The organism is Marinobacter sp., assembly GCF_034669625.1.
Lineage (GTDB): Bacteria > Pseudomonadota > Gammaproteobacteria > Pseudomonadales > Oleiphilaceae > Marinobacter.
Genome location: NZ_JAXMOY010000031.1, coordinates 1 through 9,830 on the forward strand (window position 1 = coordinate 1; position 9,830 = coordinate 9,830).

Genomic DNA, 9,830 nt, shown 5'->3' on the forward strand with positions numbered 1-9,830 from the left:
GTTTTTCATGAGGGGATGCCGACTCTTGACCCCGCAGAAAGTATGGTAGAGGCTTGGCAGGATTCAAATCGGAGGCAATACCCTAATGCATATACATATTTTGGGCATCTGTGGCACGTTCATGGGGAGTTTGGCCGTGATCGCGCGGGAGTTGGGTCATACGGTGACCGGTTCCGACCAAGGTGTTTATCCCCCCATGAGCACGCAGCTTGAGGCCCAAGGTATAGCGCTGATGGAAGGCTACCGAGCGGAGAATCTGGAGCCCAAGCCTGATTTGGTACTGATCGGGAACGCGATGTCCCGCGGCAATGTGGAAGTTGAAACGGTGCTTAACAGTGGCATCGACTATATGTCCGGCCCGGAGTGGCTGTCGCGAGAAGTATTAAGGCATCGGTGGGTGATGGCCGTTGCTGGCACCCATGGTAAAACTACCACCACGTCCATGCTGTTATGGATTCTGGATCAGGCCGGGTTTGATGCCGGTTATCTGGTGGGCGGTGTGCCGCAGGATTTTCCCGTGTCCGCGCGGCTGGGTAGCAGCGATTTCTTTGTGATTGAAGCCGATGAATACGACAGTGCCTTTTTCGACAAGCGCTCCAAGTTTATCCATTACCGCCCGAATACGCTGATTCTGAACAATCTGGAATACGATCACGCCGACATTTTTGACAGTGTTGAGGCCATTGAACGCCAGTTCCATCACGTGGTGCGCACGGTGCCTTCGCAAGGACTGATTATTCGTCCCGCCGTTGATAACCATTTGGATAATGCGTTGGGCCTGGGCTGCTGGAGCCCGGTTCAGGACACCGCCATTGGCAGCGAGATTTCCCGCACCACCGACTGGCGAGCGGAATTGCTCCGGGAAGATGGCAGCCAGTTTATGGTGATTCACCACGAACAGCCGGTGGCCGTGTTGAAGTGGGGGCTGACCGGCCAGCACAACGTCCGCAACGCGTTGTCGGCCATTGCGGCTGCACGCCATGTGGGCGTCACGCCCGATCATGCGGTGGCGGCGCTGTGCCGGTTCTCCGGTGTGAAGCGCCGCATGGAACTGGTGGGTGAAGTGGGTGGCGTGACCGTCTACGATGATTTTGCCCACCACCCTACGGCAATTACGTCCACGCTCGAAGGGCTTCGGAATCAAGTCGGCGACGAACCCATTCTGGCGATTATCGAACCCCGGTCGAACACCATGAAACAGGGCGTGCATCAGCAAACCCTGATTCCCAGCACCGCTGCGGCAGACCGTGTGCTGTGGGGCAATCTGAGTGAGATGGATTGGTTGCCGCAATTGGTGGAAAGCTGGCGGGCAGAACACGGCGAACTGGATCATCACAGTGTCGAGTGTTCTGTGGAGGTGCTGATCGCCCGAGCATTGGAACAGCTGCCGGAAACCTGCCACATTGTCATTATGAGTAATGGTGGCTTTGGTGGTATTCACCGTAAACTGGTAGCGGAATTGGAGAAAGTACGTGGCTGAGGCTCCGCAGGTCGTTAATCTTGCTATCACCGGAGCGTCCGGTGCCCAGTATGCGTTGCGTTTGATTCAGTGTCTGGTGGCCAATGGTTGCCGGGTGAATGTGATGGTCAGCCGGGCAGCGCAGATTGTGATTGCCACTGAGACCAGCTTTCGCCTGCCGGGCTCACCGCCGGCCATGGCCGAGGCTTTCACCGCTTATGCCGGTGCCGAAGAGGGTCAGATTCAGGTGTTTGGGCGCGAAGACTGGTTTTCGTCTCCGGCCTCCGGTTCTGGCGAAAAAGCCCCGTTGGTGATCTGCCCCTGCAGTACCGGAACGCTTTCGGCATTGGCTACCGGTGCCAGTAACAACCTGATTGAACGTGCTGGCGATGTGGCCTTGAAAGAGCGCCGACCGCTGATTCTGGTACTGCGCGAATCACCCTATTCAGAAGTCCATCTCGAAAACATGCTCAAGCTCACTCGCATGGGCGCCGTCATCATGCCGGCAAGCCCTGGCTTCTATCACCAACCACAGTCTGTTGATGATCTGGTGGACTTTATGGTGGCGCGGATTCTGGATCATTTGGGGTTCCCGCAAACGCTGGTGCCTCGCTGGGGTGAATAAAAATGGAGCCTGGTGGTCGCTGGCGTTGGTTTTGGCCAAAGCGATTGATGGTTTTCACCATTGAGTGCAGGGCCCCCTCGCCACAGACTTGTTGAAGATGACAACAAGCCAACTCAACACGCGAGGTTCTGCCATGATTCCACGTACTTTGTTTGATGCCGATCTTGATGGTTTCCGGGATTCCGTTCGTAAATTTCTTGAGCAAGAGGCGGCGCCTCACCATGAGCAATGGGAAAAGGACGGTCAGGTCAGTCGCGAGATTTGGCATAAAGCCGGTGAACTGGGCTTTCTGTGCCCGACCTTGCCCGAAGAATTCGGCGGTGTCGGGGCGGACTTCCGTTATTCCGCCGTGGTGATGGAAGAGGTTGCCAGAGCCGGGTTGTCAGGCATTGGCTGGAGTCTGCACTCAGACATCGTCGCCCCCTACATATACAACTATGGCACTGACGAGCAAAAAGCGCGTTATCTGCCCAAGCTGGCATCCGGGGAGATGGTCGGCGCTATCGCGATGACCGAACCCGGTGCCGGTTCGGATTTGCAGGGCGTGAAGACCACGGCTGTCAAAGACGGCGATCACTACCTGCTTAACGGTTCCAAGACCTTTATTACCAACGGCCAGTTGGCGGATTTGGTCGTGGTTGTTGTCAAAACGGATCCGAAGGAAGGCGCCAAGGGCACCAGCCTGCTCATCGTTGAGTCTGCCTGGGACGGATTTGAGAAAGGGCAGAATCTGAACAAAGTGGGCATGAAAGCCCAGGATACCTCCGAGCTTTTCTTCCAGGACGTGAAAGTGCCGGCAGAAAACCTTCTGGGTGGCCGCGAAGGCCAAGGGTTTGTCCAGTTGATGAGTGAACTGCCGGCCGAGCGACTGCAAGTGGCACTTGCCGCGGTCGCCGCTTCTGAGGCTGCGTGGCAGTGGACTCTGGACTACGTGAAAGAGCGGAAGGCTTTCGGTAAGCCTGTCATTGCGTTCCAGAATACCCGCTTCAAATTGGCTGAACTGAAGGCCGAGATTACCGCTGCACGGGTGTTCACGGATCGCTGTCTGGAGCTGCATCTGGAGAAAAAACTGGATATTCCAACGGCGGCCATGCTCAAGCAGCACACCACCGACCTGCAATGCAAAGTCATGGACGAGTGCGTGCAGTTGCACGGTGGTTACGGCTATATGTGGGAATACCCCATTGCCCGGGCGTGGGCCGATTCCCGCGTGCAGCGCATTTACGCCGGCACCAATGAAATCATGAAAGAAATCGTCGCTCGCTCGTTCTAAGTACCCTCAAACGATAGGCCTCGGTCATCTTGGCGGGGCTGTCGTTTACCAAACTTTACAATTTGCCAAGCCGGTCAAGGTCTCCGGCTTCGGTATTCCCTACAGTTACGGCACAACCTTCTAACAAGGATAAATGGTTGCCGTGATGAAACGCCTGATCAGTCTTTCCGTTCCCCTGCTAACGTTAGTGCTCATCGGTTGTGGCGAAGAGTCAGACCAGTTGCCGGTTGATGGCCGTGATTTTGACGGGGTTGGCTACAGCAAGCCTGCGCCCTATTCCGGACGAGCTATCGATGGCTACCTTCGGGACGCCCGCGTCTGGTTGGATCTGGATGGCGACGGACAGTACAGCCCGGGCCCGCTCGACATCGCATTGGCCAATGGTGAGACGCACACTTTGGAGAATGGCGAACCCTCCGCAATGACGGCCGCCGGTGGCCGATTCGAGCTCGATATCTCTGAACTCGATGTGCTGGGCAGTTTGGGTAAGGATTTAGACCCTAGGGATTACCCTTTGTACGCGCTCGCGTTGCCGGGTAAAACTCTGGAAGAAACCCGTAGCGGTGAGGTTGAGGTAAAGCGCGCTTTCCTGATGTCGGCCGGCCCTGGTATTACCAACGTGACCCCACTGACCACGCTGGCCCGATTCCGGGCTGTCGTCGGAAATTCCATAAGCCCTGAGCTTGGCAACATTCCTCCGGAACGATATGCCGACCTGAGCGGGCTGAATTTGCTGCAAGATTATGTTCTCGCCGGTGACGACAAGGCTCATGCCTACGCGCAGGCGCTGGCTCGTTTTATGGCAAGCCAGATTCCGGATGGCTACAACGCGCTTCTGGCGGAAGGTGGTAGTGATGGGAAGGAGCGCTTTTTGTCAGAGGAAGCTGTCCGGCTGCTCGGCATCTCGTTGGTTCAGAATGCTGCCGATGTGGTGGCATTGGTAGATAGTGCGGCGTCCGGCGGGAGTTATGTCAATGTGGATCCAGACGCGCTGCAATTACCGGTGGTGCCCATTGAACTCGGTAACCCTGTGCTTCTGGCAGCTTTGAATGTGTCAGCGCATACCGACAGCACCAGCGAGTTGCCCGCAAGAGATCTGGCCCCATCTGCCGAGCTGACGTTTGACTATGCCGAAGACGGTCAGTTGCTGTCGGTGTCCAGTCGGGGCTGTATGGAACCATCGCTGCCAGAGCTGATGCGGTTGGTTCAAGTCGATGGTTACATGGCATCGTTGAAAACCCAGTGGCTGCCCAGTGTTTCACTGTCGGGGCTTAGCAAAAGCCTTTACGACGAAGGCGGAGTGCATGAGCGGATCGTCTTCGATTGGTCAAACAAAAGAGCTTACTTTGACACCGTTACGTTGTGTCATCAGGTCACGCGAGGCCTTGAACCGGACAGTTCGGAGCTGGATGGGATGGCTGAAATCGAGTGGAGCTGGTCGGACAAGAGTGCCGTTGTTGAGTCAGTGTCAGGGCTTCCTGATAGGGCAATCTCGCTTTTGCTTGAGAATTCGCCGGCTGAGGAATTGGAAGGAGCCCGGGTTAGCGGGTATCGCATTGAAGCGAGTGGCGAGTTGAAGCGAGAGGAGCAGTTCTGGGAGGCCGGAACAGGTGATGCGTGTGAGCCGTCCGGGACCGCGGATGAGAATGCTCTTCTAGAGATCCCTTATGTGACTCGGTTGTTCCATGTAACGATTTCTGCGGGAAATAATAGCTACAGCGGCGCTTACGAATATGATCACCGGAGCTACGCTAAGTCCTCTTCAGGGCAAGCTCTGGAGTTGGATGTTCAGCGGTTGATCCAGTACCCGGTGCAGAACTCGGCGGTGGCCAGTCTTGATCGGGTCGACTCAGTGGACGGCGCTTTTCAGTGGTATTTGTCCTACTTAAAGCTGGATCAAGACGATGTCAGCGAGGAAACTGTGAATTATATTCATAAGGCAGAGTTTCAGCATGCCGGACCTATAACGGCCTGCGGGGAGTCGGTTCGGGAGAGCGCAGGAGTCGCATTTGCGCAGGTGAGTTATGCGTATAAGACCCTCACGGATTACCTGATTAATGGTTTAGAGGATGAAGTGTCGGAATAGTTCGAAGGGCGGTAAGTCGAGATGGCTGCCGCTTTTTTTTAGACGCATTGAAAACCAAGCGTATAGGCTTGTTGCTACTGATAAAGAAGGTGTTTGTTTACGCCATTTCCTGGGGGAGGAAATGGTGCCGAGGAGAGGACTTGAACCTCCACGGGGTTGCCCCCACTAGCACCTGAAGCTAGCGTGTCTACCAATTTCACCACCTCGGCAGGTGATTTGCAGTCGCGCTGTATGTTTGTTGAAAACTAGCGTTTCTGCCAGAGTTGAAGGGTGCCCCTCAACCGATGGCGCGTACTTTAATAATTCCTTTCTGACCTGTCAAACGTTTTAGCGAAAAAAAGTTTTCACGGTATTTGTGCTTATTAATGTCCCCCTTGTCATGCAGGTTTAAGATGGCAACGTTATACTGTGTGAATTGATGAATTTTGCCGCAGTGTTTGCGGCCTGAACAACAAGGATCCGAATGGTTTCTAAGAAAAAAAACATAGGGGATCCTCACGCTGATCGTGAGGCCCAGAAATACGATAACCCCATCCAGAGCCGGGAGTTTATCCTCAATCACCTCAAAGAGCGCGGCGCTCCTGCCACCCACGAAACCCTGTGTCAGGAACTGGGGCAGGCATCCGAGGAAGGCATAGAGGCTTTGCGCCGTCGTTTGATTGCCATGTGCCGTGACGGGCAGTTGATCTGTAACCGTCGGAATGCGTTCTTGCCGATTGAAGAGGCTGCGTTGGTAACGGGCAAGATCTCCGGTCACCGTGATGGTTTTGGCTTTTTGATCCCCGATGATGGCAGTTCCGATCTGTTTTTGACTGCACGCCAGATGCGTCAGGTCTTTCATGGGGACAGGGTGGCCGCACGAGTGGATCGCGTCGATGACCGTGGTCGCCGTGAAGGGGTAATCGTTGAGGTGTTGGAACATCGAACCGAGCAGACCGTGGGGCGTTTCTTCAAGGAGAGCGGCATTGCTTTTGTCGTTCCTGAAAATGCCCGTATTAATCACGAAATTCTGATTCCGGATGAAAATGTCGGAGCGGCCGTGCATGGTCAGTATGTGGTTGTCGAAATTCTGCGGCAGCCAACCGTGCGTACCCAGCCAACTGGGCGAGTGTTGGAAGTGCTGGGTGAGCATATGGCTCCCGGCATGGAAATCGATGTTGCGATTCGTTCCTACGAAATCCCGCACAGCTGGCCTGAAGCGGTGGGTGAGCAAGCGGCTTCGATTCCGGCGGAAGTTGAAGAGAAGGACAAGGTAAACCGGGTTGATATCCGCAACATGCGGCTGGTTACCATTGATGATGAGTCGGCTCGCGACTTTGATGACGCGATCTACTGTGAGCCGCGCCCTCGTGGCGGTTACCGGCTGGTGGTGGCGATTGCTGACGTATCTCACTATGTGCGTGCCGAGTCGCCACTCGATGAAGAGGCATTCGAACGTGGCAACTCGGTGTATTTCCCTGACCATGTCGTGCCGATGCTCCCGGAGAAACTGTCCAACGGGTTGTGTTCGCTAAACCCGGGTGTTGACCGGCTGTGCATGGTGGCGGATATGACCATCAGCGCAGCGGGCAATATCAGTGGCTATACCTTCTATCAAGCGGTTATGCGCAGCCATGCGCGACTGACTTACAATAAAGTCAGCGCCATGCTTGAGCACCCTGATACCGAGCAGGGTTATCAGCTCAGTGCTCACTACGCCGATTTGTTGCCGCACCTGCATAACCTGTATGAGCTCTATAAGCTGCTCCGCAAGGCGCGTACCGAGCGTGGAGCGATTGATTTTGAGACCACGGAAACAAAGGTTGTTTTCGATGCGGAGCGCAAGATCGAAGAAATCGTTCCGGTGCACCGTAACGATGCTCACAAGATCGTTGAGGAGTGCATGCTGTGCGCCAACGTGGCGACGGCTCGGTTCCTGAAAAAACATAAAATGCCTGCGCTCTATCGGGTACACGATGGCCCATCCGAAGAACGTCTGGGTAAACTGAGATTGTTCCTCAGTGAGCTGGGCCTCCAGCTGGGTGGTGGTGATCGGCCGACATCGGGAGATTATCAGCAGTTGCTGTCTGAGGTGGCTGACCGGTCGGATGCTCATGTGATCCAGATGGTCATGTTGCGCTCGTTGAGTCAGGCGGTTTATAGCCCTGAAGAGAGTGGTCATTTTGGTCTCGGGTTTGCCAGCTACGCGCACTTTACGTCGCCTATTCGCCGCTATCCGGATTTGATTGTGCATCGGGCTATTAAGTCCTGCATCCATAATCCTGAAGTGCAAAAGGATGTGGTGTCGCCTAAAGAGCTGGATGCTGGATTGGCCGCTTATCCATACGATTATGCCAAAGTTGAGCAGCTCGGTGAGCATTGCTCGATGACAGAGCGGCGGGCCGATGATGCCACCCGCGACGTGATGGCCTGGCTCAAGTGTGAATTCCTTAAGGATCACGTGGGCGAGGAATATGACGGTGTGATTGCGGCGGTTGTGCCCTTTGGCTTTTTTGTAGAGCTGTCGGATATCTACATCGAAGGCCTGGTGCATGTGTCGACCCTCAGTGGCGATTACTTCCACCATGATGCGGCGAAGCACCGTATGATCGGGGAGCGCACGGCGGTGAGTTTCCGCTTGGGTGATGAGGTTCGAGTCAAAGTTGTACGGGTTGGTTTGGAGGATCGTAAGATTGATCTGGAGCTGACCAGCAAGCCTCAAAAACGTACCGCTGACCGAGACGCTTTGGATATCGCCAAGCGAGAACCGCGTGGCAAAGGTGATCGGGCCGGCAAGGGTAGTAAGCGTGGTAAGTCTGGAAAGCCCGTGAGCGCGAAAGAGCGGTTGGCCAGCGAGGCGGCCCGAGAGGCATCTAAAAAGGGTGCTAAAGACAAGTCGGTGCCTGCCAGTAAGAAGCGCAAGAGCCGCAAGTAACCAGTAACACAGGAATTGATCGCTAGTGTCTCAGGAATATGTATTTGGCTGGCATGCCGTGGATGCAGTGCTGAAGCGGGAGCCGGAGCGTTTGCTGCGTGTTTGGATTCAAACCGGTCGACAAGACAAGCGAGTAAAATCGGTGACCGAGGCGCTGGATGGCCTGGGAGTGCGCTGGAGTGTTGTTCATCGTCGCGAATTGGATGAGCGCGTGGCCGGTGTGCATCAGGGTGTGGTTGCCGAAGTCTCGGAAAGCCGCGAGTGGACCGAAGCGGATTTGTTGGCGCAGTTGGCGTCAAGTAATAAGCCGCCTTTCCTGCTGGTGTTGGACGGTGTCACTGATCCCCACAATCTGGGCGCCTGCATGCGCACCGCTGACGCCGTTGGTGTGCATGCGGTTATCGTGCCGAAGGATAAGTCGGCGACGTTGACGCCAGTGGCTCGGAAGGTCGCCTGTGGTGCTGCTGAAACCGTGCCGTTTGTTCGGGTAACCAATCTGGCCCGCTTTCTGCGCGAGCTGAAAGATCAGGGTGTTTGGCTCATCGGAACGGCGGGAGAGTCGGATGCCAATGTGTTTCAGGCTGATTTCAAGGGGCCGGTGGCGCTGGTGATGGGGGCTGAAGGTAAAGGCATGCGCCGTCTTACCCGTGAGCACTGTGATCAGTTGGTGAACATTCCGATGCACGGCCATGTTGATAGCCTGAATGTCTCGGTGGCGACGGGCGTTTGTCTTTACGAAGCGCTGCGCCAACGAACCGGTTAATCCTTGCACGATACCCCATGTAGGCATAGAATACGTCACCCCTTTTAGAAGGGGTGGTTTTGTATTGCCTGTATTCAGGGGATCAGAATCTCGCTTTTGATCTGGCAGTTTCATACAAAGCCTTGTCAACAAAGCAAAAAGAAGCCGGCAGCTTAGCTGTCACCTCCTTGCTTTCCATGCTTTGGAGCGGTTCCGAAAGGAATCATCTGAGCCGAAAGCTGTTTAACCCGTAGGGAGAACTCATGCGTCACTACGAAATCGTATTTATGGTACATCCGGATCAGAGCGAGCAAGTGCCCGCGATGATCGAGCGTTATACCGGCCTCATCACTGAAGATGGCGGTCAGGTACATCGCTTGGAAGATTGGGGCCGTCGTCACCTGGCATACCCGATCAACAAGATTCACAAAGCTCACTACGTGCTGATGAACGTTGAATGTTCACAGGCTGCGATGGACGAGCTGACTCATAACTTCCGCTTCAACGACGCCATCATCCGTGAGCTGATTCTGCGTCGCGACGAGGCCGTTACTGATCTGTCTCCGATGAAAGCCGCTGAGTCCCGTGAGGACCGTCGTTCCGGCGGAGAAGATCGTCCACGCCGTTCGGCTGAGTCTGGCGAAAGCCAGAGCACTGAGTCCAAAGGCGAAGAAGAGTAATTCACCGGAGTTAGGAGTTAAGTTATGGCTCGTTTTTTCAGACGTCGTAAG

General features: G+C 55.1%; 7 protein-coding genes and 1 tRNA gene. 7 read left to right on the forward strand and 1 reads right to left on the reverse strand.

Annotation, left to right across the window (positions count from 1 at the left end; translation table 11 throughout):
- Nucleotides 1-85 precede the first annotated feature (85 nt).
- The 4 genes from mpl (at nucleotide 86) to VOI14_RS15450 (ending at nucleotide 5,443) form a co-directional block, all read left to right on the forward strand.
- Entirely contained in the window at nucleotides 86-1,480 is a 1,395-nt protein-coding gene (mpl, locus tag VOI14_RS15435) for a UDP-N-acetylmuramate:L-alanyl-gamma-D-glutamyl-meso-diaminopimelate ligase (protein ID WP_323752932.1), read from the forward strand.
- Nucleotides 1,473-2,084 (forward strand): flavin prenyltransferase UbiX, encoded by a 612-nt coding sequence (locus VOI14_RS15440; RefSeq protein ID WP_323752933.1) that lies wholly within the window; start codon nucleotides 1,473-1,475, stop codon nucleotides 2,082-2,084. Before mpl ends, VOI14_RS15440 begins: the two co-directional genes overlap by 8 nt.
- 133 nt (nucleotides 2,085-2,217) lie before the next feature.
- Nucleotides 2,218-3,357, forward strand: a complete 1,140-nt coding sequence (locus VOI14_RS15445) for an acyl-CoA dehydrogenase family protein (protein ID WP_323752934.1) — start codon at nucleotides 2,218-2,220, stop codon at nucleotides 3,355-3,357.
- A gap of 145 nt (nucleotides 3,358-3,502) precedes the next feature.
- Nucleotides 3,503-5,443: a hypothetical protein gene (locus tag VOI14_RS15450; protein ID WP_323752935.1), complete on the forward strand. Its 1,941-nt coding sequence runs from the start codon at nucleotides 3,503-3,505 to the stop codon at nucleotides 5,441-5,443.
- A gap of 122 nt (nucleotides 5,444-5,565) precedes the next feature.
- Here the strand turns inward: VOI14_RS15450 and VOI14_RS15455 are convergent.
- Nucleotides 5,566-5,652, reverse strand: a tRNA-Leu gene (locus VOI14_RS15455).
- 254 nt (nucleotides 5,653-5,906) lie between these two features.
- Between VOI14_RS15455 and rnr the strand changes: the two genes are divergently transcribed.
- The 3 genes from rnr (at nucleotide 5,907) to rpsF (ending at nucleotide 9,779) form a co-directional block, all read left to right on the forward strand.
- Nucleotides 5,907-8,357 carry a ribonuclease R gene (gene rnr, locus VOI14_RS15460; RefSeq protein ID WP_323752936.1) on the forward strand — a complete coding sequence of 817 codons (2,451 nt, stop codon included), beginning with the start codon at nucleotides 5,907-5,909 and terminating at the stop codon, nucleotides 8,355-8,357.
- A 25-nt stretch (nucleotides 8,358-8,382) separates the two neighbouring features.
- Nucleotides 8,383-9,120: a 23S rRNA (guanosine(2251)-2'-O)-methyltransferase RlmB gene (gene rlmB, locus VOI14_RS15465; protein ID WP_323752937.1), complete on the forward strand. Its 738-nt coding sequence runs from the start codon at nucleotides 8,383-8,385 to the stop codon at nucleotides 9,118-9,120.
- Nucleotides 9,121-9,362: 242 nt separating this feature from the next.
- Complete coding sequence (gene rpsF, locus VOI14_RS15470; protein WP_323752938.1) at nucleotides 9,363-9,779, forward strand: 30S ribosomal protein S6; 417 nt, start codon at nucleotides 9,363-9,365, stop codon at nucleotides 9,777-9,779.
- The last annotated feature ends 51 nt before the right edge of the window (nucleotides 9,780-9,830 follow it).